Annotated in this window: 16 protein-coding genes; 14 read left to right on the forward strand and 2 right to left on the reverse strand. The window is 75.6% G+C overall.

Going from position 1 to position 21949, the window contains the following annotated elements; translation table 11 throughout:
- Window positions 1-91: 91 nt before the first annotated feature.
- Window positions 92-787 (reverse strand): type 1 glutamine amidotransferase domain-containing protein, encoded by a 696-nt coding sequence (locus tag FHR36_RS11295; protein WP_253796107.1) that lies wholly within the window; start codon window positions 785-787, stop codon window positions 92-94.
- Between the two features lie 138 nt (window positions 788-925).
- Here FHR36_RS11295 and FHR36_RS11300 point away from each other — a divergent pair, with 138 nt between their 5' ends.
- From FHR36_RS11300 to FHR36_RS11330, 7 genes are all read left to right on the forward strand, one after another.
- On the forward strand, window positions 926-1834 hold the full coding sequence (locus tag FHR36_RS11300) for a LysR family transcriptional regulator (RefSeq protein ID WP_407660815.1): 909 nt from the start codon (window positions 926-928) through the stop codon (window positions 1832-1834).
- 113 nt (window positions 1835-1947) lie between these two features.
- Window positions 1948-3069 (forward strand): DUF3103 family protein, encoded by a 1122-nt coding sequence (locus tag FHR36_RS11305; protein ID WP_253796109.1) that lies wholly within the window; start codon window positions 1948-1950, stop codon window positions 3067-3069.
- A 372-nt stretch (window positions 3070-3441) separates the two neighbouring features.
- Window positions 3442-4671: a branched-chain amino acid ABC transporter substrate-binding protein gene (locus FHR36_RS11310; protein WP_253796110.1), complete on the forward strand. Its 1230-nt coding sequence runs from the start codon at window positions 3442-3444 to the stop codon at window positions 4669-4671.
- 174 nt (window positions 4672-4845) lie between these two features.
- Entirely contained in the window at window positions 4846-5820 is a 975-nt protein-coding gene (locus tag FHR36_RS11315) for a MarR family transcriptional regulator (protein ID WP_253796112.1), read from the forward strand.
- Window positions 5817-6284 (forward strand): roadblock/LC7 domain-containing protein, encoded by a 468-nt coding sequence (locus tag FHR36_RS11320; protein ID WP_253796114.1) that lies wholly within the window; start codon window positions 5817-5819, stop codon window positions 6282-6284. Before FHR36_RS11315 ends, FHR36_RS11320 begins: the two co-directional genes overlap by 4 nt.
- Window positions 6285-6313: 29 nt before the next feature.
- A complete protein-coding gene (locus FHR36_RS11325) occupies window positions 6314-6718 on the forward strand; it encodes a hypothetical protein (RefSeq protein ID WP_253796116.1) in 405 nt (134 codons plus the stop codon).
- 154 nt (window positions 6719-6872) lie between these two features.
- Window positions 6873-8234: a dihydrolipoyl dehydrogenase family protein gene (locus FHR36_RS11330; protein WP_253796117.1), complete on the forward strand. Its 1362-nt coding sequence runs from the start codon at window positions 6873-6875 to the stop codon at window positions 8232-8234.
- A gap of 43 nt (window positions 8235-8277) precedes the next feature.
- Here FHR36_RS11330 and FHR36_RS11335 read toward each other — a convergent pair whose 3' ends face one another.
- A complete protein-coding gene (locus FHR36_RS11335; protein WP_253796118.1) occupies window positions 8278-9564 on the reverse strand; it encodes a COG1470 family protein in 1287 nt (428 codons plus the stop codon).
- A gap of 180 nt (window positions 9565-9744) precedes the next feature.
- Here FHR36_RS11335 and FHR36_RS11340 point away from each other — a divergent pair, with 180 nt between their 5' ends.
- From FHR36_RS11340 to FHR36_RS11375, 7 genes are all read left to right on the forward strand, one after another.
- Window positions 9745-10395: a response regulator transcription factor gene (locus FHR36_RS11340; RefSeq protein WP_253796119.1), complete on the forward strand. Its 651-nt coding sequence runs from the start codon at window positions 9745-9747 to the stop codon at window positions 10393-10395.
- A gap of 109 nt (window positions 10396-10504) precedes the next feature.
- Window positions 10505-14086: a hypothetical protein gene (locus FHR36_RS39255; protein WP_301329982.1), complete on the forward strand. Its 3582-nt coding sequence runs from the start codon at window positions 10505-10507 to the stop codon at window positions 14084-14086.
- Between the two features lie 5 nt (window positions 14087-14091).
- Complete coding sequence (locus FHR36_RS11355) at window positions 14092-14718, forward strand: Pvc16 family protein (RefSeq protein WP_253796120.1); 627 nt, start codon at window positions 14092-14094, stop codon at window positions 14716-14718.
- A 114-nt stretch (window positions 14719-14832) separates the two neighbouring features.
- A complete protein-coding gene (locus tag FHR36_RS11360; RefSeq protein ID WP_308199280.1) occupies window positions 14833-15465 on the forward strand; it encodes an eCIS core domain-containing protein in 633 nt (210 codons plus the stop codon).
- Window positions 15422-17551, forward strand: coding sequence for an ATP-binding protein (locus tag FHR36_RS11365; protein ID WP_308199281.1), 2130 nt, complete (start codon window positions 15422-15424; stop codon window positions 17549-17551). Before FHR36_RS11360 ends, FHR36_RS11365 begins: the two co-directional genes overlap by 44 nt.
- Window positions 17548-18357 (forward strand): hypothetical protein, encoded by an 810-nt coding sequence (locus FHR36_RS11370; RefSeq protein WP_253796121.1) that lies wholly within the window; start codon window positions 17548-17550, stop codon window positions 18355-18357. The genes FHR36_RS11365 and FHR36_RS11370 overlap by 4 nt, the downstream gene beginning before the upstream one ends.
- Before the next feature lie 64 nt (window positions 18358-18421).
- A complete protein-coding gene (locus tag FHR36_RS11375) occupies window positions 18422-21883 on the forward strand; it encodes a hypothetical protein (protein ID WP_253796122.1) in 3462 nt (1153 codons plus the stop codon).
- Window positions 21884-21949 lie beyond the last annotated feature (66 nt).

Below are 21949 nucleotides of genomic sequence, written 5' to 3' on the forward strand. Positions count from 1 at the left end.
CCAGGTGGCCGGTGGCGAGGCGTGGCCGGGTGCGGCGGAGCCGCCACGCGGTGGGGGCCGGTGGCGGCTGGGCCGGGGGTGGGGGTGGGCGTCAGGCGAGCTGGGCGAGGAGGGCGGCGGCGGTGTCGGCGGAGGAGCCGGGGTTCTGGCCGGTGATCAGGTTGCGGTCGACGACGACGTGGGACTCCCAGGGGCGGCCCTCCTGGACGTCGATGCCGGCGGCGGTGAGGCGGTCCTGGAGGAGCCACTTGGCGCGCTCGGCGAGGCCGGCCAGGGTCTCCTCGGTGTTGGTGAAGGCGGTGGCGCGGTAGCCGGCGAAGACGTTGGTGCCGTCGGTGAGGGTGGCGGCGAGCAGGGCGGCGGAGCCGTGGCAGACGACGGCGAGCGGCTTGCCGGAGGCGAGGGCGGCGACCAGGAGGCGGCCGGAGGTCGGGTCGACGGCGAGATCCTCCATCGGGCCGTGGCCGCCGGGGTAGTAGACGGCGTCGAACTCGGCGAGGTCGACGTCGGCGAGCGCGAGCGGGTTCTTCAGCTCGGTGAAGGCGTCGAGCGCGGCGGCGACCTTGTCGGCGTTCTCCTGGCCGCCGTTGGCGTCGGCGCCGAGGCTGCCGCGGTCGGCGGTGGGCAGGACGCCGCCGGGGGTGGCGACGGCGACCTCGTGGCCGGCGCCGGTGAGGGCCAGGTACGGGACGGCGACCTCCTCCGCCCAGTAGCCGGTGGGGTGCTCGGTGCCGTCGGCCAGGGTCCAGTGGGTGGCGCCGGTGAGGACGAAGAGGATCTTCGACATGGGGTTCTGCTCCTGTGGGTCTTCCGGGCGGAGGGGTGGAGGTGCGGAGGGTCGGACGTCGGAGTGGACGGTTCGACAGTAGGGCGCTCTGCCATCGGCAGACCAATGACGCGGCCGATGACTGCCATCGGTGTTTCAATGAGTGGCATGGATCTGAACCTGCTGCGCACCTTTCTGGCCGTCCACCGGGCCGGTTCGTTCACCGCGGCGGCCCAGGTGCTGGGCCTGTCGCAGTCGACGGTGACCGCGCAGATCCGGACCCTGGAGCGGCAGCACGGGCGGGAGCTGTTCGAGCGGTTGCCGCGCGGGGTGGCGCCGACCCCGGTGGCGGACGAGCTGGCGGCGCGGGTCGCCGGGCCGCTCGACGCGCTGGCGGCCGCGACGGGCGGCGGCGGTACGGGCGGCGACGCGGAGGCACCGCCGGAGCCGGTCCATCTGGCCGGGCCGGCGGAGCTGCTGTGCACCTCCGTGCTGCCGGCGCTCGCGCCGCTGGTGGCGGACGGGTTGCGGCTGCGGGTGGCGACCGGGCTGACCGATCCGCTGCTGGAGGAGCTGCGGGCGGGGCGGCACGATCTGGTGGTGGCGACCCGCCGGCCGCCGGGCCGGACGCTGTCCGCCGTCCCGCTGGCGGACGAGGAGTTCGTGCTGGTGGCGGCGCCGGTGTGGGCGGAGCGGCTGGGCGGGCGGCTCGCGGCCGAGGGGCCGGCCGCGCTGCACCGGGTGCCGCTGGTCTCGTACGCGGAGGACCTGCCGATCGTCCGCCGCTACTGGCGGCATGTGTTCGACCGGCGGCTGGTCTGCCGGGCTGCGCTCACCGTGCCGGACCTGCGGGGCGTGGTGGCGGCGGTGGCGGCCGGGGCCGGGTTCGCGGTGGTGCCGCGCTACCTGTGCGAGGGCGAACTCGCCTCCGGGGCGCTGGTGCTGCTGCACGAGCCGGCGGACGTACCGATCAACACCGGGTACCTGGTGCAGCGGCCGGGCGCGGCCGCCAACCCGCAGGTGGCGCTGGTCCGCGAGCGGCTGCTGACGGCGGCGCGGTCCTGGTGAACTGAAGGGCTACCGCCTGGTATTGATGCATCGTCGGGTCTTCCCTTTACTTGTCATGGCGCCGTCGCCGACGGGGTCGTACCGGCACGCCCACTCGCCTCGGGAGAACCCTCATGCCGCTCCTCCGCCCACGCCGTGCCGCGGTGGCCGCCGCGGTCCTCGCTCTGACCGGCCTGGCGGCCGGCCAAGCCGCCGCCGTCCCTGCCGCCACCGCCCCCGCCTCTGCCCGGCCGACCCCGCTCAAGGGCCAGGTGGCCGCGGCCGAGGACCGGGTCGCCCGTGACCTGGCCGTCTCGCTCGCCGACGCCGGCTGGAGCGCCCGGGTGCGCTCCGCGGTCGGCACCGGGCCCGCCGGCCTCGCCCCGCTGGCCGCCGGATCGACCGCGCGGGCGGCCGGCGCGCTCGCCAGATCCGTGGCCGACGGCGACCGCTCGATAGCCGCCGCCAAGGGTCTGGACGCCGGAGTCGGTCCGCTGCTGCGGGTCCAGCTGGCCGACCCCTCGATGCGGGCCGCGCTGGACGCCGGCGCCGCCCCGCTGGTGGCCGTCGCCGTGGCCGACGAGCACGCCCGCACTATCCGCGCGTACGACTCCGCGGGCCGGGTCCACACCCTGGACGCCGCGCGCGTCCCGGCGCAGCCCGTCTACCTGGTCGACCTCGACGGAGCGAAGGCGCTGGCGGCCGGAACGGCCGTGCTGCAGAAGGAGTTCGCCGACCGCGGGCTGACCGGCGCGCAGGCGGCCGGCGGCTGGTGGGGCACCAAGATCGACGGCATCGAGGTCAACGACGACCAGGAGCCCTGGTTCAAGGGCGCCGCCGAGATGTTCAGCCTGGTCAGCGGCTTCGGCCAGGACGGCAAGGTCCGGGTCGACTCGGTCGCCATGCCCTACCTGCAGTACGACAAGACCGTGTACTACCCCAACCAGATCCTGGTGAACTGGTCGAACTACAAGTACAACCTGGCCGATGTCGTACTGATGGAGGACGACGGCGACACCAACTACCTCGCCCTCGCCCAGGCCGTCGCCGCCGCCCTGCTCACCATCGCCGACCAGGGCGCCTACATCCCCCTGGTCAATGCCGTGCTGGGTGCCATGCCCAGCAGTTGGTGGACCGACGACCCGGACTACGTCGAGTCCTGGTACACCCTCGCCCGCACCAGCACGGGCCGGCTGAACGGCGCCAGCGGCAACGGCTGGATGACCGTCGAGCCGTACTTCGTCGGGCAGTTCTGAGCCGTCCGGCGAGGGGCGGCGGGCCGCGGGGCGGACCGCCCGGGAGGGTCAATCGGGCCGGTGGGCAGGCGTTTTGCGCCAGGGCACCGGTTTGGTCGAATCCGTTGACGCTCCTGGCGGCAGGTCGTAGGGTCACGCCCCATGGACGCCGGTCGGTGATCCGGACCGGGTGCGCGGCACGCTCCCGGCCCCGGCCCACCGCCCCTCGCCGGACCGTCCAACGAGGCGCCAACCATGCCGTCCCTGTGCCGAGTTCACCGGACGGCAGTGGTCGATCGCGCCTTTTTCCCGCACGCCTCGGGCCGCCCTGCGGCCGTGGGCGGGCACGGTCCGGCGTCCCCTGATCCGCTCCAACGTCGCAAGGGATGCACGGTGACCGGTTCTACGCTGCCCAGAGCCTCCGCGCTCGGTCTGGTCTGCGCGCTGCTGCTGTCCGGCTGCGGCTCCGTCGGACTCGGGTCCGGCTCCACCATCACGGTCACCATCGGCGTGGACGGCCCGCTGACCGGCAAACTCGCCGACCTGGGCCTCGGTATCCGGTACTCGGCCGAGCTGGCGGTCGCCAAGGCCAACGCCAAGAACACCGTTCCCGGCGTGAAGTTCGTCCTGGACGCCAAGGACGACCAGGCCGACGAGCAGATCGCCCGCACCAACGGGGAGGCGTTCGCCGCCGATCCGAAGGTGATGGGCGTGGTCGGCCCGCTGACCTCGTCCGGCGCGCTCGAGATGGCCCCGGTGCTGTCGAAGGCCGGCCTCGCCGAGATCTCCCCGTCCAACACCGCACCCGCGCTGACCTGGGGCGCCGACTACCGGGCGAGCGGCAAGAAGCGCCAGTACGCCACCTACTTCCGCACCGTCACCACCGACGCCGTCCAGGGCCCGCTGCTCGCCCGGTACGCGCACAGCAAGCTCGGCTCCACCCGGGCCGCGGTGGTCAACGACACCAAGGCGTACGGCACCGACCTGGCCGCCGAGTTCGCCGGCGCCTTCGAGGAGGCCGGCGGCAAGGTCGCCTTCCGCGCCACCATCCAGGACGGCACCACCGACTTCACCAAGCTGGCCGCCCAGATCGCCGCCGCCAAGCCCGACATCGTGTACTACGGCGGCGAGCACCCCGAGGGCGGCCCGCTCTCCGCCGCGCTCAAGGCGGCCGGGGTCAAGGCGCCGATGGCCGGCGGCGACGGCCTGCACACCGACGGCTACCTCAAGGCGGCGGGAGCGGCGGCCAACGGCGACCTGGCCAGCCAGCCGGGCATCTCGGTGGAGGGGCTCGCCTCGGCCTTCACCTACCTCGACGCCTACCACGCGGCGGGCCACAAGGAGGAGGCCGGGCCGTTCGGCCCGTACGCCTACGACTCCACCTGGGCGCTGATCCAGGCCGTCGGACGGGCCCGCCAGGGCAAGAACGGCACCGAGCTGACCGGCGCGGCGCTGCGCAAGGCGGTCGCCGACGCGCTCCAGGAGGTCTCCTTCTTCGGTGTCACCGGCGACGTCGCCTTCGACGAGTTCGGGGACACCACCAACCAGGTGGCGTCGATCTACCAGGTCCAGAAGGGCGCCTGGACGGCGATCGTGCCGTTCGGCCGGCTGCGCGACTTCTGATCGCGGATGAAGCGAATCCGTCGCCGCAATCGCCCCTCGCTGTCAGAAACGCCCCGGTTGTGTGCATTTCCCGTCGTCCGGGTCATATGACCATCCTGCTCGACTAGCGTGCGAGCACCGGGCCGGCGTTCGACCGCCGCGACATCCCGGGTCGGCACGACGGATTGCAGGGGCATGTCGGAGATCGCCGTACCGGGGCGCGCGGGCCTGGGCTTCGCCCGGATCCTGACCGGCACCCCGCGCGAGCTGATCTCCGGGACGCTGCTGGTGGCGGGCGACCCCGGCGGCGCCATCCACCTCAGGAACGGCGCCATCGCCGAGGTGGCGTCACCCGGCGCGCCCGGGGTGGACACCCTGCTGCTGCGCTCGGGCCGGATCGGTGAGGCGGACTGGGCGGCGGCACTCCGGCGCGGCGCCGACGCGGAGGGCGTCGGCGCCGAGCTGGTCTCCCGGGACCTGGTCGGCGTGGCCGAACTGCAACTGCTCTGCGAGATGGCGGCGCTGGACGGCGCACTCGCGGTCGGCCTCGGCCGGATCGACGGCGTCACCCTCGACCCCGAGGTCTGCGCCGCCCGCCTGGCCGCACCGCACGGCATCGAACCGGAGTGGCTGCTCCAGGAGGCCGAGCGGCGGATCCGCGCGCTCGGCTCCCGGGGCCCCGCGCTCTCCCCGTTCCGCGACCGGCCCGTCCGGACCGCCGCCGCGACCGCACTGCTCGAGGGGGCAGGCGCGGTCACCGGCGAACGGCGGGAGATCCTGCTGCGGACCGACGGCCGGCGCAGCGCCCGGGACATCGCCTTCCTGCTCGGCCGGAGCCTGTACGCCGTCACGGTGGAACTCTCCCGGCTGCTCGCCGAAGGGCTGCTCGAACGGGCCGCCGCCGCGGGCGCCGAACCCGCCGGGAACGAAGGCACGTCGCCGGAGGCTCCGCCGGACCGGCCTGCGCCGCCGGACCGGCCCGCGGGGCTGCCGCACCGGCGGCCCGGCGCGAGTGGGATCACCGACGTCCTGCCCGTGCCGCCGGTGGCCGGCCACTGGCGGCCGTCCGCCGCACTGATCGCCCGCTACCGGGCACGGCACGAAGCCCGGGTCGGCACCCACGACGCCCCGGACGGCACCCATGGAACACCTGGAACTGGAGGGCTGTGACTACCACCGATGCGCAGCTGATCGCCGAGCTGCGGGACCTGCGCGACCGGGTCGTCGGGGTCACCGACGTCCTGGTGGCGTCCGCCGACGGACTGCTGATCACGGCGGAGACCGACCGGGCGGTGGACGCGGAGGCGCTGGCCGCGCTCACCGCGGCGGCGCTCGGCGTCGCCCGACGGACCGGCGCCCTGGCCGGGCGGGGTCTGCTCGACCACGCCTCGGCCCGGTTCACCGGCGGCTGCCTGACCGCCCACGCGATCGGCGAGACGGCCCTGATCGGCGTCCTCGGCGACGCGGGCACCGACCTGGGCCGGTTGAACACCGAGGCGCGGGCCTCGGCGGAGCGGATCGGCGGCCTGCTCACCGGCGCGCCCGCCGCACCCGTCGTACCCGCACCCGTCGTACCCGCACCCCCGGCCCACCCCACCACCACCCACGCGCCAGCACCTGAAGGAGCACGATGAGCCTGCCCGAGACGCGGAGCCTGCAGAGCATGTCCGATCGGATCACCAGCCTGGTCAAGGGCCTGCGCTCCGAGGTGCCGGACTGTGTGGCCGCGGGCGTCATCGACATGTCGACCGGCATGCTGCTGTCGGTGGAGACCGTCGACTCGCACCCGCCGGAGGTGCTCGACATGCTCGCCGCGGCCACGCTCGACCTGTTCCAGGGCCGCAACGTGGTGATCATCGAGGGGATCTTCAAGGAGCGGCGCGGGGTCGTCAGCGACCGCCACTACTTCCAGGAGATCCTGGTCAACAGCGACAACCTCACCCACCTGTTCCTGCGGGTGGACAGCACCGACGAGGTGGTTGCGGTGGTGGTCTGCCGCAAGACGGTGAATGTCGGCATGCTGTTCGCGCAGTCCCGTCGGGTGCTGAAGGACCACGGGCCGCTCTGACCGGGGCGGGGGCGGGGGCGGGGGTCGGCGTGAAGTCGCCGACAACTCGCCCGACTTCCCGCGATGTCCGGCCGGCCGGCGGGCGGAGTGGCAGGCTGGACCTGCCCAGCCTGCCGTCCCGCCCGGCGGCCCGACCACGCGAGGAGCACCGGCCGTGACCGAACAGCAGACCGACGTGATCGTGATCGGCCTCGGCCCCGGTGGCGAGCACGTCGCCGGCCGGCTCGCCGAAGCCGGCCTGGACGTCGTCGGCATCGAGGCCGAACTCGTCGGCGGGGAGTGCCCCTACTGGGGCTGCGTCCCCAGCAAGATGATGATCCGGGCCGGCAACCTGCTCGCCGAGGCCCGGCGGATCCCCGGCCTGGCCGGTGACTCGCGGGTCGCCCCCGACTGGGCGCCGGTCGCCGCCCGGATCCGCGACGAGGCCACCGACGACTGGAACGACCAGGTCGCCGTCGACCGCCTCACCGGCAAGGGCGGCCGCTTCGTCCGCGGCCGGGCCCGGCTCACCGGACCCGGCCGGGTCGCGGTGGACGACCTCGCCCTGCACGCCCGCCGCGGCATCGTCCTGGCCACCGGCGCCCGCCCCACGGCCCCGCCCGTCCCCGGCCTCGCCGACATCCCGTACTGGACCAACCGGGACGCGGTCGCCACCAAGGAGCTCCCCGAATCGCTGCTGGTCCTCGGCGGCGGCGCGATCGGCCTCGAACTCGCCCAGGTCTTCGCCCGGTTCGGCACCACCGTCACCGTCGTCGAAGCCCTCGACCACCTGCTGCCCGCCGAGGAGCCCGAAGCCGGCCGGCTCGCCGCCGAGGTCCTCGAACGCGAGGGCGTCGGCCTGCGCACCGGCGCCCGGGCGGTCCGCGCCGAACACGACGGCGTCACCTTCACCCTCCGGCTGGAGGGCGGCGAACTCCTCTCCGCCGAACGGCTCCTGGTCGCCACCGGCCGCCGCGCCGAACTCGCCGGACTCGGTGTGGAGACGGTCGGACTCGACCCGACCGCGCACGCCGTCCCCACCGACGGACGGATGCGGGCCGCCGACGGGGTTTGGGCGATCGGCGACGTCACCGGGCACGGCGCCTTCACCCATGTCGCCATGTACGAGGCCGGGATCGCCGTTCGCGACATCCTCGGCGAGGACGGCCCCGAGGCCGACTACCGCGCCCTGCCCCGGGTCACCTTCACCGACCCCGAGGTCGGAGCCGTCGGCATGACCGAGCGCCAGGCCCGCGCGGCCGGCCTGCGGGTGCGCACCGGCAGCGCGCCGATCCCCTCCTCCGCCCGCGGCTGGATCCACAAGGCGGGCAACGACGGCTTCGTCAAACTCGTCGAGGACGCCGACCGCGGCGTGCTGGTCGGCGCGACCAGCGCCGGACCGGCCGGCGGCGAGATGCTGTACGGCCTCGCCGTGGCGGTCCAGGCCGAGGTGGCGACCGCGCGCCTGCGGCACATGATCTACGCCTACCCGACCTTCCACCGCGCGATCGAGGCCGCCCTGGCGGACCTGGGCTGAGCCCGCAGCAGGCTCCGCCGGGTCGGGGGAGGCTGTGGCGCTGCTATTCGAGGGCGCCGGAGAGGAGGCCCGCGGCGTTGCAGCTGGTGGGGGCGGGGGCGGTGGGGGGCTGGCCGATCTGGCGGCAGGTGACGGTGAGCGTGATGTGCTGGCCGCCGGTGACGATCAGGGCGGAGGACCAGTGGAAGTCCTGTTCGCGGAAGTTCTCCAGGGCGGGTGACAGCAGCGGCTTGTCGTCGACCGCGATGGTGATGGTGCCGGTGTCGCCCTGCGGGTTCTCCAGGACCAGGTCGGTCAGCCGCAGGGTCTTGCCCGCCGGCACCGGGAAGGTGTCGGTGGCCTGCTTGTCCTGCTTGGGCGCGACCGTCAACCGGTGGGAGAACAGGGCCGCGCCGGCACCGGGTTCGGGCCCGGTCCCGGGGGTGGCGGGGCCGGACGCGCCGGGGGAGGGTGTCATCCCGGCCGCCTTCTGGGCCGCCGCGGCGGCGTTCTGCGCGCCCGCCGCCTTCTGGGCGGCCTCCGCCGCCTGCGACTGCGCGGCCTGGACGGGGTCCTTGACCGCCTCCTTCGCAGCGCTGCGCACCGCCGGCCGCAGCAGCCCGAACCACACCCCGGCCAGCGCCGCGGCCACCGCGACCACGGCGACCAGGGCCTTCAACAGCCCCTTGCCGAGCACGGGTTGCTGCAGGTAGGTGCCGTCCAGGGTGATCGGTGCGCCGCCCTCCGGGGTGACCTGCACCTGGAAGGCGTGGGGGACGGCCTGGCCGCGCCAGATCCGCCGCTTCGGCTTGACGCCGGCCCGGACGAACGCGGCCCGGCCGGGCTCGGTGACGGTGGGGACCTGCGGCAGGGAGAAGGTGAGCAGTTCCCCCCGGTCGGAGCCGGAGAGGGTGGCGGCGACCGGCCGGTTGCCGCGGTTGTCGATGGCGATGCGGTGCCGGGCACCGCCGCGTCCCTGGGACATCCGGGGCAGCAGTTCGGCGTCGAGCCGTTCGACCGGCAGCACCTCCAGCACGCCCTCGGGGACGAGGGTGTGGTCCGGCCGGTCCACCGACACCACCCGGACCGCGTACGGCACGGTGCCGGCCGGCGGCGCGGGTTCGGCCGGCGGGCGGAGCACCAGGATCGCCTGCGCGGTCCGCCCGGGATAGACGGAGACCGACTCGGGCTCGACGACGGCCCAGCCGGCGGGAGCACCGACCACCTCGAACCGGAACGCCTCCACGATCTCGCCGGCCCCGCCGGCGGAGCGCAGCTCGAGGCCGACCCGGGTCTCCTCGCCGGGGCGCACGGACGTCGCGGACGGTTCCAGGCGCGCGGTAGTGGTCATGCGGCGAGCGTACGGAGCGACCGTCGCGACGACAGGTGTCCCGGGGCCACACTTCCGGGCACCGATGCTGCCCGTTGAGTCCTTGTGGACTGCCTGCTGACTGCCCGAGGGTTCACTGGCCACACGGACCGGACGACCTGCGCGGCGGACACCGCGCACCCAGGGCATCGGGGGGACACCATGCGCTATCACGGGAGCAACGGCGCCGAGCGGATCCGGGTACGGCTCAGTGCCCAGGACCCGATCTCGTACGCGGGACTCGCCGGACAGCTCAGACCCTGCCCGGAGCTTCGGCTCCTGGGCGAACAGGAGGAGACGGACCAGGCGACGGTGGTCGTGGTCGCACTGGACCGGGTGGGCGAGGAGGAGGTGCAGACGCTCCGTCAGCTGCGGCGCGGACCGTCCGGGCGGATCGTGCTGGTCGGCACCGACCTGGACGACGCGGGCCTGGTGGCCGCCGTCGAGTGCGGGGTGGTCGGAGTGGTGCGGCGGACCGAGGCGACGGCCGACCGGCTGGTACAGACGATCCTGGCCGCCGCCCGAGGGGAGGGAACGGTGCCCGCCGACCTGCTCGGCCGGCTGCTGGAACAGGTCGGCCGACTGCAGCGGCAGGTGCTCGACCCGCGCGGGCTCGCCTTCTCCGGGCTGTCCACCCGGGAGGTCGAGGTGCTCCGGCTGGTCGCCGCCGGGCACGACACCGCCGAGATCGCCGAGGCGCTCTCCTTCTCCGAACGGACCGTCAAGAACGTCCTGCACGAGATCACCACCCGGCTCCAGCTGCGCAACCGCTCCCACGCGGTGGCGTACGCGATGCGCGAGGGGTTCATCTGACCCCTGCTCCCGCCCGATCGGGCAGGGACCTGTTCCCGCGGTGCTGCCCTCCGGCCCCGGGACCCCCCGGTGGCGGCACGCCAGGGTAGCGGCGAGGAGGGAGAGCCGGATGCCGTCGACCCGCCCGGGTGCGCGGGGGACCCGTCCGGACGACACGGTGCGACGAGGCGCGCTCACCCCTGGCCGGACCCGCCGGACGCCGGCGGTCGCGGTCTCCACGGCCCTGGTGGCCGCTCTCCTGGCGGCGGTGGCCCTGACCATCGGCCGCGGCGGGCCGCTGCCCGTCCGCCCGGCCGCCGCCGAGCCCGCCCCCGGCCGGCTCGCGTACAGCGCCGGGTACGAGAACCGCAGCCTGATGCTGCTCCGGGGGCCGGACGCCATGGCCCCGTTGCTCGGCGCCGGCGAGGCCGCGGACGACTGCCAGCCGGCCGTGCACGGCGACACCGTGGTGTGGGTGAGCGACCGCAACGGCGGCGGCGAGGACCTGATGGTGCGTTCGGCCGGTCGGCCCGCGTCCGTCCTGCTCGACCTGCCCGGCTGGCGGATCAAACACCCGGCGATCTCGCCCGACGGTGCCTGGGTGGCCTTCACCGCCTGGCACGACGCCTCCGAGTGGGACTGGTGCCGGCAGGACCCGTCGGTCGAGAACTACCCGGCGGCCGGCGCCGACCCGGACGCCACGCCCGCGGTGTGGATGATGCGGCTCGACGGCACCGAGCGCCAACGCGTGGTGGCCGGCGGTGGATGGCCCAGCTGGTCGCCGGACGGCCGCGAGATCGCGTTCGAGCGCAACCGGCGGATCCACCGCGTCACCGTGCCCACCCTCGGCCCGGTGACCGAGAGCGAGGTCGACACCGGACCCGGCGAGGCGCGCAGCCCCGCCTGGGAACCCGTCGGCGGCCCCGGGCACGGCCGGATCGCCTACGTCACCCTGGTCGACCAGGTACAGGCCCTCGCCGTCGTCCCCACCTCCGGGGCCGACCGGCGGGCGGAGGTGCTCGCCCGCGGGTCCGGCGAGAGCGCGGCCGAGGACGTCGCCTGGTCACCGGACGGCACCGCGCTCGCCTTCCTCAGCGGCCTCGTCCTCCGGGTCGATTCGGCCACCGGCTGCCCGACCTGCACCGGCACCCGGCTCACCACCGACCCGGACCAGCGACTGGAGTCGGTCGCCTGGTACAGCCCGCCCGGCGGCCCGTCGACCGTGCTGCTCACCCGGCTGAACATCGACTACAGCCACCTGGAGAGCGCCCGCCCGGCCGACCCGCTCGACCGGCACGACCTGCTGCCCCAGGACCAGAGCGGCAGCTTCTCCGACGACACCCCGGCCTGGTCCCCGGACGGGCAACGGGTGGCCTTCGTCCGCACCACCTACCACTCCGACGCGCCATCGACCTCGCGTGTGCTGGTCGGCGACCCGAACGACCTCGGCCGGGCCGAGCAGCTCACCGGCACCGGGATCGAGGACCGCCTCGACCAGCTGCGCCCCGCCTGGTCCCCGGACGGCAGCCGGCTGGTCCTCGCCCAGGCCGAGCCGGAGAGCGGGACCACCTTCGGGGCCTCGCGGATCACCGTCGCCGACGTCTCCGGCGGGGTGAGGAACGTACCGACGTACGACGTGCCGACCCCCGACGACGGCTGCACCCGGGCCGACACCGACCCGACCTGGTCGGCGGACGGGACCAGGATCGCCTTCAGCCGGGGCGTCTCCTGCCCGGTGCCCGTGGTCGGACTCGCGCCCGGGCTCGCGGCCGCCGTCCGCCACGTCTGGAGCGTCCGGGCCGCCGACGGGGCCGACCCGCGCGACCTCACCGCCGCCCAGTGCGGTGCCGACTGCCCGGTGGCCGACCAGCGCCCCGCCTACGCCCCGGTGGGCGACCGACTCGCCCTCCGCCGCACGCTGTTGACCGTCGAACCGGATCCCTCGCCCAGCCCCGGCAGCCCCTCCCCGGCACAGCCCCGGATCGCCGCCGCAGCCCCCACCGCCCCCGGGCTGCGCGCCGACGGCCCGTACGGGGTGCTGCTCACCATGGGCGGCGGCGGGCAGGGCTGCCGGATCGTGGTGCCCTGGACCGGGGCCTGCCCGAGCGTCCGCCCACGCGGCGGCCCGCCGTCCACCGGCTCGCCGTTCCGCGATCCCGGCAGCCCGGCGTGGTCGCCCGACGCCCGGCAACTCGCCTTCGACACCGAGGTCCAGGCCGGCGACGGCAACAGCACCGCGATCGGCGTCGCCGACGCCGACACCGGCGCCGGCCGGGTCCTGCCCGCGAAGGTCGGCACCAGCCAGTCCGCCGCCACCTGGCAGCCCACCGCCGACCTGGACGTCGCCCTGACCGCCGACCGGGCCCAGCCCGTCCAGGGCGAGACCACCGTCCTCACCCTCACCGTCACCAACCTCGGACCGGCCGTCAGCAGCCTCACCGGCACCCACGTTGTGCTGCCGGCCGGCCTGGAGGCCGTCGGCGCCGCCCGGCCCTCCCAGGGCGGCTGCACCGCCGGCGCGCTCGACTGCGACCTCGGCCGGCTCGCCGCCGGCGCCGCCGCGACCGTCCAGGTCACCGCCCGGGCGAACGGCCTCGGCCCGCAACAGGCCACCGGACGGGCCGACAGCCGGCTGCCCGACCCCCGGGCCGACAACAATCAGGCCCAGGCCGCCGTCACCGTCGCGGCGGCCAAACTGCCCGACCCCGCCGTCACCGCCCAGGCCACCCCTGCCACCGTCCGGGTCGGCGAGCCGGCCGCCGTCGCCTTCACCGTCCGCAACCAGGGCGCCGCCACCGCCTACGGCGTCGGCCTCGCCGTCACCGTGCCGCCCGGCCTGCACGTCGTCTCCACCACGCCCGCCTGCGACCCGGCTGCCTGCTCGATCGGCACCCTCACCGCAGGAGCCCAGACCACCGTGACCCTGGTGGTCACCGCCGACACCCCGCTCACCGCCACCCTGACCGGCCGGGTCGGCAGCGAGCGGGGCGACGCCGACCCCGCCAACGACCAGGCCACCGCCACCCTCACCGTCCTCGGCCGCGACGCCCCGCTGCGGGCCGACCCCGCGGTCTCGGTCATCGTCGACCCCGCCTCCGCGTACGTCGGCGGCACCGTCACCGCCCGTTACACCGTCCGCAACCTCGGCCCGGCACCCGCCACCGGCGTCACCCTCACCACCGCCGGGCCGCCCGGCGCCACCACGCTCTCCGCACCGCCCGACTGCACCGCGGCCGGCTGCCCGATCCCCGTCCTGGCACCCGGCGCCGCCACCACCGTCACCGTGCTGCTGCGCCCCGGCGCGCCGTTCGCCGGAACGGTCACCGGCACCCTCACCACCACCGGCGACGACGCCCAGACCGCCAACGACACCGCCACCGCGCCGCTGACGGTGCTCCAACCCGCCGTCCGGCTCGACCCGGTGCTCGGCCCGCCCGGCATCGTCACCCTCGCCCACGGCAGCTCCTTCCCGCCCGGCACCGCGCTGCGGCTGCGCTGGAGCACCGGCGTGACCGCGGCCGCGGCACCCGTCACCGTGGCGGCCGACGGCACCTTCACCGCGCCCGTGCTCGCTCTGGTCCAGGACACCCTCGGCCCCCGCGAACTGATCGTCACCCCGGCCGCCGACCCGCCCGCCTTCGGCGAGGTCAGGACCGGCTTCCGGGTCGTCCCCGGCGTGCTGCAGCCCGCCCCGTACCAGCGGCGGCGGTGACACCGGTGATCCACGAGATCGACGAGGCGCTGCGCGCCCTGATCCGCGCCGAGGTCCTGGCCGGCACCGAGGTCGACCTGGTTCTCGACGCCCCCACCCGCGACTGGGCCGCCCGGCGCAACGCCCCCACCGTCAACCTCTACCTCTACGACATCCGGGAGGACCTGCGCCGGGCCTCCCGCGGCCGGCAGAACGTGTACGACGACGAGGGCACCGTAGTGGCGCGCACCCTCCCGCCGCGCTGGTTCAAGCTCTCCTACCTGGTCAGCGCCTGGACCCAGCGCCCCGAGGACGAACACCGCCTGCTGTCGGCGCTGCTCACCTGCTTCCTGCGGCACCCGGCCCTGCCCGCCGACGGACTCGGCCCCGAACTTGCCGCCACCGGCCTGCCGATCCCCCTCGGCATCGCCCTGCCACCGCCCGAGGACCGGGCCTTCGCCGACGTCTGGTCCGCCCTCGGCGGCGAGCTCAAACCCTCGCTCGACCTGGTGCTCAGCGCCCCCGTCGCCGCGGCGCCCGTCTACGGGGCCGGCAAGCCCGTCGACGAGGGCCTGCGGATCCGCACCGGCGAACTCCCGCCCCCGGCCCGCCCGACCCCCGAGCCCCGCCTGCGCCGCCCGGGGCGCCGATGACCCGACTGCCCGGACGGGCAGCGGACCCTGCCCGTTCCGCGCGGCCGGCGCCCATGGCGGTGGGCCGGAGCAGCTGCGATGGTCCAACTCCCGACGACCCGACCTGGGGGAGCGATGCGCGACCGCGAGCAGCAGGCCGACGAGGACGCCAGGTCCCCCGCGGTCCGGCGTCCCACGGAGGGGCCGGGCCCGCTGCCGCTGCGGGCGGCGCTCGAGGGACGGCCCGAACTCCTCGGCCCGGCCGGTCTCCGTCACCTCCAGCGGACGGTCGGCAACAGCGGGCTCGGACAGCTCCTCGGTGAGCGGGACGGTCCGCCGGACCCGGTCCGCGCCGTGCTCGACTCCCCGGGACAGCCCCTGGACGCCGGGGTGCGGACCGACCTGGAGCAGCGCTTCGGACAGGACTTCGGCGACGTCCGGGTGCACCACGACGCGGCGGCGCACGAGTCCGCGAGGACGCTCGACGCCCACGCGTACACGGTCGGCTCCCACCTGGTCTTCCAACGCGACGCCTACGACCCCGGCTCGCGCCAGGGGTTCACCACGCTCGCCCATGAACTCACCCACGTCGTCCAGCAGCGCTCGGGCCCCGTCGACGGGACGCCGGCCCCGGGCGGGCTCAGCGTGAGCGATCCGGGCGACCGGTTCGAACGCGAGGCCGTGGAGCACGCCGGACGGCTGACCGACGAGGCGGAGACCGAAGGTGCGATCGGCACGCCGGACCACCGGTCCGGAGACCATGGTTGACGGCCGGACGGGAGCGGCCGCCGCCGGCCCGCCCGCCCCTGGCGAGCCTTCGCTGCGCCATCTGCTCGGCCGCTTGGCGGTCGTCCACGCCAGGGTGCGGGCCGCCGTCGCGAGCCGGCGCGCGGAGGACGGCGGACCCGACCCGTTCCGGGGCCTCTACCTCGCCGAGGACCAGGTCGACCGGCTGCTGGCCCCGCCCGGGCCGAACGGTCCGCCCGACCCGGCCGCCCGGACCCTGCTCACCGAGGTCGAGCAGGCGGCGCAGGAGGCCGAGGAGGGCGGCGCGGTGCTGCGCCTGCGCGCGCTGAGCCGCGCCTTCGGCCTGACCCCCCTGGACGTGGACCTGCTGATCGTCGCTCTCGCCCCCGACACCGACCGGCGCTTCGAGGGCCTCTACGGCTACCTGCACGACGACGTGACCCGGCGCCGGGCCAGCGTCGGACTCGCGCTCGAACTGGCCGGCGCACCCGCGCTGTCGGCGGCCGCCCGGGCCCGGCTGATGCCCGGGGGACCACTGATCGACGGCGGGCTGATCGAGATGACCGACCTCGACCGGCCCTTCCTCACCCGCGCACTCACCGTTCCGGACCGCGTGCTGGTCCACCTGCTCGGCGGCGAGACCACCGACCCGGAGCTTGGCCCGCTCGTCCGGCCCGGCCTGCCCTGCCCCTCGGACGGCGCCCGCGCGCTCGCCGCCTCGCTCCGAGGCGGTGCGGCCCTCTGCTACCTGCAGGAACGGCGCGGCGGATCGGCGGCGCCCCTGGCCGCCGCCGCGCTCGCCGACGCGGGTCTGCCGGCCCTGGTCATCGACCTGGACGGGCTCGGTGCCCGCGATCCCGCGGCCGTCGCCGCCGCGGCGGGCCGGGAGGCCAGGCTGCGCGGCGCGGGGCTGGTGGTCGGTCCGCTGGAGGCCCTCGGCGACAGGGCGGCGGAGGCGGTCGGCGCGCTGTCCGGGCCGGCCTGGCCCGTGCTCCTGTACGGGCGCCGGGCGTGGGACCCGGCCTGGTCCACCCGGGTGCCGCTGTGCCTGAACGCCCCCGCACCGGCCGCCGCCGACTCGGCGGCGCTGTGGGCCACCCTGCTCGACGGCGAGGTGGAACCCGGTCTCGACCTCACCGCGGCGGTCGCCCCGGTCGGACTGTCGCCGCTGCAGATCACCCGGGCAGCCGACGCGGCATGGTGGCAGGCCCGCCACGCCGGCCGGCCGGTGGGCCTCGCGGAACTCAGGACCGGTGCCCGCTCGCAGAACGCGGTCGGCCTGGAGCGCCTCGCCCGGCGGACCGAGCCGCGGGTTGGCTGGGCCGACCTCGTCCTGCCCGACCGGCAGCGGCGTCACCTGAGGGAACTGGAGAGCCGCGCCCGGTTCCGGCGCCGGGTGCTCGAGGACTGGGGCATGGCCGAGGGCGGCGGTCGCGGTGGAGGCATCGCCGCCCTCTTCGCCGGCCCATCGGGCACCGGCAAGACGATGGCGGCGGAGGTCCTCGCCCACGAACTGGGCTGCGACCTCTACACCGTCGACCTGTCGACCGTGGTCGACAAGTACATCGGTGAGACGGAGAAGAACCTGGAACGGATCTTCGGCGAGGCGGAACGCGTCAACGGCGTGCTGTTCTTCGACGAGGCCGACGCGCTGTTCGGCAAGCGGAGCGACGTCAGGGACGCCCACGACCGGTACGCCAACGTCGAGACCGCGTACCTGTTGCAACGGATGGAGGCCTTCGACGGCGTCGCCATCCTCGCCACCAACCTCGGCGGCAACCTCGACGAGGCCTTCTCCCGGCGGCTGGACGCGATCATCGACTTCCCGGTACCGGACGCGGAGCACCGGCTGCGGATCTGGGAGCGGGCGCTGCGGCCCGGAGTCCCGCGCGGCGAGGACCTCGACCTCGGCCTGCTCGCCGACCGGTTCGACCTGTCCGGCGGCAACATCCGCAACGTGGCGCTCGCCGCCTCCTACTTCGCCGCGGCCGAGGACCGCCCCGTCTCGATGGCCGACCTGATGCGCGGCGTCAACCGGGAGTTCCTCAAACTCGGGCGGCTGTTCCAGGAGTCGGACTTCGAGCCGTACCAGAGGTGGGCGGTATGACCGTCGAGGAACGGGCTGCGGACCTGCTGCGCCAGGCGCGGTCGCGGCTGCTGAGCGGTGACGTGGCCGCGGCCCGCACCCTGCTGGAACGGGCCGGCGAGGAGTGGCTCGCCGCCGGCGACGCCGCCGAGCAGGCACGCTGCAACGCCCTCGCCGCGACGCTGGCTCGCTACCAGCAGCGCTCGGCCGAGCGCGCCGACCAGCCCGCCCCGGAGCAACGGCAGGCTCGGCTGCTGGTGGCGGCCGGGCGCGCCGACGAGGCGACCGAGGTGCTGCTGCGCGCGTCGGCCGCGCTGGCGGCCGGTGGCGCCGTCGCCGAGGGCGCCCGCCTGTTGGCCGAGGGCGTGGTGCTGCTGCAGGCCACCGGGCAGGGCGACGCCGCGCAGCGGCTGAGCGCCGAGGCCGAGATTCTGGCGGCAGCCGCCCGGAACCACGCGGTGTCGGCCGAACTCGCCCTGCTGGCGGCCGGACGCGCAATCGAGGAGCGGGACCTCGAGGCCGCCGTGGCCCATGCCGAGCGGAGCCGTGTCGAGTCGCTCGCCGGACGATCCGTCGGCGGTTACACCGCCGCCGTGATCGCGCTCGCCGAACTCGCCGACGCACGCGGCGACCTGAAGGGTTCGTACGGCGTCCTCGCCACGGGCTGGGTGACGACGGCCGACCTGGTCGGCGCCGACCTGGCCAGGACCGCCTTCGAACCTTTGCTGCTGGCGATGCGCCGACGCTGGGGCGGCGCGCGCTTCGACGCGGCGCGGGCGGCGTACGAGACCGAACGGCGCGCGATCCTCCGCGGGGAGGCGCCATGACGCCCGGCCCCGGCCCCGGCGGCCGGCGTCGGGACCGGCGGGGGAGGGCTCAGCCGTGGCGGGAGTGACCGATCGTCAGAGTGCCGGTGCCGAGGAGGCGCCGAGCAGGCGCCAGGCCCCCTCGACGGACGGGCCTGCCGCACGGAGCCCGGAGGCGGCCCTGCACGAGCTGCAGAGCGCGGTCGGAAACTCCGGCATGGCGGCCGTCGCCCGCGGCCACGACCCCGCCGGGGTCGCAGCCGCCCTGGGGGCCGCTCCGGGAGCGACCACGGCGGCCGGGCCGGTCCCCGGTCCCGGTGCGCCGGCGCCCGGCGGGGCCGGGCCGGATCTGATCGACGCCGAACTGGCGGAGCACCAGCAGTGGGGCGCGGCCGCCGCGCAGGTCGGAGCCGCCGGCTCCGGGGACCGGGCCGCTTTCATCGCCACCGCGGTCGGGGCGGGTGCCGTCGAGGGCTTCGACAGCGGCTTCGTCACCGGGCTGGTGCTGGCCATCGGGACACACGCGGCCGAGCAGGGGCTCGCCGAACTCGCCGGAGTCGCCATCCCCGGCGTCGGACAGGTGATCGGCGGCGCCATGTCGGCCTACGCACTGGTCACCGGCTGGGACCGGAACGCGGCTGCGATCTCCCATGCGGGTGAGGGCCGGTCCGGCTACGAGGTGGCGGCCAACGACATCGAGGCGATCTGTGCCGTCCTCGACATCGAGTCCAACCTGATCAACGTGATGGCCGGCCTGGTCGGCCTGGTCGCGGTCGGGGCCGCCGCCGCCACCCTGCTCACGCTCGGCGCCTTCGCCCCGCTCGCCGCGGCGGCCGGGTCCATCGCCCTCGAACTCGGCGTCGTCGGGGGGATCATCGGGCTGGTCAAGATGGCGCTCCAGCCGCTCGTCCTGCTCTTCCGGTCCCTGCACACCTTCACCAGCCAGGCCGACCCGCGAGAGATCGAGGGCCAGGGCGCCGCGCTCGAGGAGAGCGGGAAGGAACTTGGCGGAGCGCTCGGCGGACTGGCCGGTGCGGCGGTGGCGGGCCCCGGACACGCCGAGACCGAGGAACACGTACCGGTCGGCGAGGAGCCGCCCGTCCCCGGACACTCCGAGGCGCCCGTCGAGCCGCTCGTCATCGAGGCCGAGCCGATCCCGGCGACCGCCGAGGAGCCCGTGGTCGGCATCGGCGAGGAACCCTCGACCGGGGTGAGCGGGGAGCCCGGCACGGAGGCGCTGCCCGGTGAGGCAGGCGGCGCGGCGGCCGAGCTGCCGGCCGCTGCGGAGGCGGCGCCCGAGCCGGTGTCGGAACCCCTCCCCGAGCCCGTCCCCGAGCCCGTCCCCGAGCCGGTGTCGGAGCCGGTGACCGCCGAAGCCCCGGCCGAGGAGCCCGCAGCCCCCGGTACGTCCGAGGCCGAGGCCGCGCCGAACGAAGGAGCCACGCCGAGCGAGGAAGCCGCACCGGTTGAGGAGCCCGCACCGGCGGCGGAGGAGAACGCCAGCGGCTCAGCGACCGATGACGACATCTGGCCGGAGGAGTACAACGTTCCGAGCGCACCGGAACCGCCGGTGGAGATCACCCTCTCCCGCGAGCGGGCCGACGCCATGCTGGCGCTGGCGGAGAGCGGCGACGCGCGGGGCCTCGCCACCGACCCGGAACTCTTCGGGCTGTACGAGGACGCGATGGCCCGTCGCCGCCCGGGCCCGATGGGCGATCCGCGGCCGGAGTTCAACAACCTGCGGAACCGGCTGGACCTGCCGTCCGGGTGGGAAGGCCCGATCCACCACGAGCAGTTCCCGATCCACGAGAACGCCGACCTGGCGACCGACGCCTCCAACCTCTACGCCACCCGCACCGGTTCGACAGCCCACCGCGACTTCCACCGCGCGTTCGGCGCCGAGGGCCGCCCGTACTCGCAGATGCATCCGGGCTTCGAGGAACCGGGCATCCAGAACCTGTTCGACTTCGCGAACACGGCGGCGCCGCCAGGTACGGCGGGTGCCCCGGCCGGGGCGACGACGGCCTCGGGCAGCGGATCGGCGACCGCGTCCGGTACCGCTGCGGTTCCCGTGGAGGTGCCGGTGTCGGAGCCTCTGGCTCCGGTGGAACCGGCGGTGCCGGAGGCCGGGGTCACTGTGCCGGAACCGGCCGCCGAGAGCACGGCGACGGACGCTGCGGCTCCCTCGGAGGTGCCTGCAACCGACCCGGCGCCTCCTGCGGAGGTGCCGGAGTCGGAGGCCGCGATGCCTGCGGAAGCGCCGGTCGTCGCCGAGCTGCCGGAGGCCGGTGCGGCCGCGCCGGAGCCGGTGGCCGAGTCCACGCCCGCCGACGCTACGGGTCCGGCCGGGAGCACCGCCGCGGAGCCCGCACCGCCCGCCCGGGTCCGGGTGGCGGTGGATCCCGGCGAGGCGGCGGCGCCACCGCGCATCCGGGTGGCGGTGGACCCGGAGGACGGCGGTCCACCTGTGCGGATCCGGGTGGCGGTCGAGCCGTCGGAGGTTCCGTCGGAGCTCCCGCCCGAGCCGGCCGCACCGGGTCATCCCGCGCCCAGGGTCCGGGTCGACGTCACCCCGAGGCTGCGGGTCGATCCAGGCCTGGCCGGCGAGAGTGCGGAGGCGGCCGAGGCGGCGGAGCGGCCGCCCGGCCTCCTGCGGATGCGGCTGCCGCTGCCGGGAGCCGGCTCCCCGGTCGTGGAGTCGGTCGATCCGCACTACCAGCCGCCCCCGGGCAGCCGGGAGCAGCTCGACCGGATGACCCGTGACATCGACCGCCTCGAGGGCGCGAGCCGGCAGGCCTCGCAGCGCCAGGCCGAGGCCCGCCACGTGGGCCAGGCGGCCCAGGCGCAGACCCAGCAGGTGCAGCAGACCCAGCAGCACATCGCCGAGGGAACGGCGACGACCCAGGGACACCAGGACCAGGTGCGGGAGCGTGAGCAGGCGAACCAGCAGCGCGTCCAGCAGCACGAGCAGGGCGGGGAGCACGTGGACCAGGCGAGTTCCCAACTCGCCGGGATCGCCACGCTGGAGACCCTGCTCGCCGGATGGACCGGGTTCACGGGTGTGGTGCTGCAGTTCTCGGACGTCATGCCCGACAGCGCGGTCACCGCGTTCCAGGGCATGAACCGGGACTCCCGGCAGTTCATGGCGAGGCTGGTGGAGACCCGGGCGGCGGTCTCCGGCCAGCAGGCCCAGCGACCGGCCCAGGGACAGGAGATCGCCCGGACCGGGGAGCGGATCGCCGGGGTCGGCGAACGGGCGACCGCGACACAGGACCGGTTCGCCCAGGCCGGGCAGGACGGTGCCCGCCTGGCGGACGAGAACCGGCGGCACCTCGCACTCGCCACCCAGGACGAGCAGCGGGCGGCCGCCCAGGCGGGCCGGGCGGGCGACTCCGCGGCCGGGCTGCGGGAGCGGCGTGACGCCCTCCAGGAACGGATGACCGCCTGGGCGGTCCAGCACCGCGAGGACCGGGCGCGGGCGGTCGACGAGGCCGCGCGCGGCCTGGAGGAGCGGGGGCTGCGGGTGACGCGCCGGCCGCAGCGCTGACCGGGTCGGCCCGGCTGCCTCTTCGGGCAGGCCGGGCTACCCGAAGCGCCGTACGTCCGGTCATGA

Origin of the sequence: Kitasatospora cinereorecta (assembly GCF_024172095.1) — a bacterium.
Classification (GTDB): Bacteria; Actinomycetota; Actinomycetes; order Streptomycetales; family Streptomycetaceae; genus Kitasatospora; species Kitasatospora cinereorecta.

Coding starts and splice junctions, on each gene's coding strand:
- FHR36_RS11370 (WP_253796121.1), top strand. CDS start 17,548: ATGACCGTCGAGGAACGGGCTGCGGACCTGCTGCGCCAGGCGCGGTCG.
- FHR36_RS11305 (WP_253796109.1), top strand. CDS start 1,948: ATGCCGCTCCTCCGCCCACGCCGTGCCGCGGTGGCCGCCGCGGTCCTC.
- FHR36_RS11300 (WP_407660815.1), top strand. CDS start 926: ATGAGTGGCATGGATCTGAACCTGCTGCGCACCTTTCTGGCCGTCCAC.
- FHR36_RS11360 (WP_308199280.1), top strand. CDS start 14,833: ATGCGCGACCGCGAGCAGCAGGCCGACGAGGACGCCAGGTCCCCCGCG.
- FHR36_RS11335 (WP_253796118.1), bottom strand. CDS start 9,564: ATGACCACTACCGCGCGCCTGGAACCGTCCGCGACGTCCGTGCGCCCC.
- FHR36_RS11295 (WP_253796107.1), bottom strand. CDS start 787: ATGTCGAAGATCCTCTTCGTCCTCACCGGCGCCACCCACTGGACCCTG.
- FHR36_RS39255 (WP_301329982.1), top strand. CDS start 10,505: ATGCCGTCGACCCGCCCGGGTGCGCGGGGGACCCGTCCGGACGACACG.
- FHR36_RS11340 (WP_253796119.1), top strand. CDS start 9,745: ATGCGCTATCACGGGAGCAACGGCGCCGAGCGGATCCGGGTACGGCTC.
- FHR36_RS11325 (WP_253796116.1), top strand. CDS start 6,314: ATGTCCGATCGGATCACCAGCCTGGTCAAGGGCCTGCGCTCCGAGGTG.
- FHR36_RS11315 (WP_253796112.1), top strand. CDS start 4,846: ATGTCGGAGATCGCCGTACCGGGGCGCGCGGGCCTGGGCTTCGCCCGG.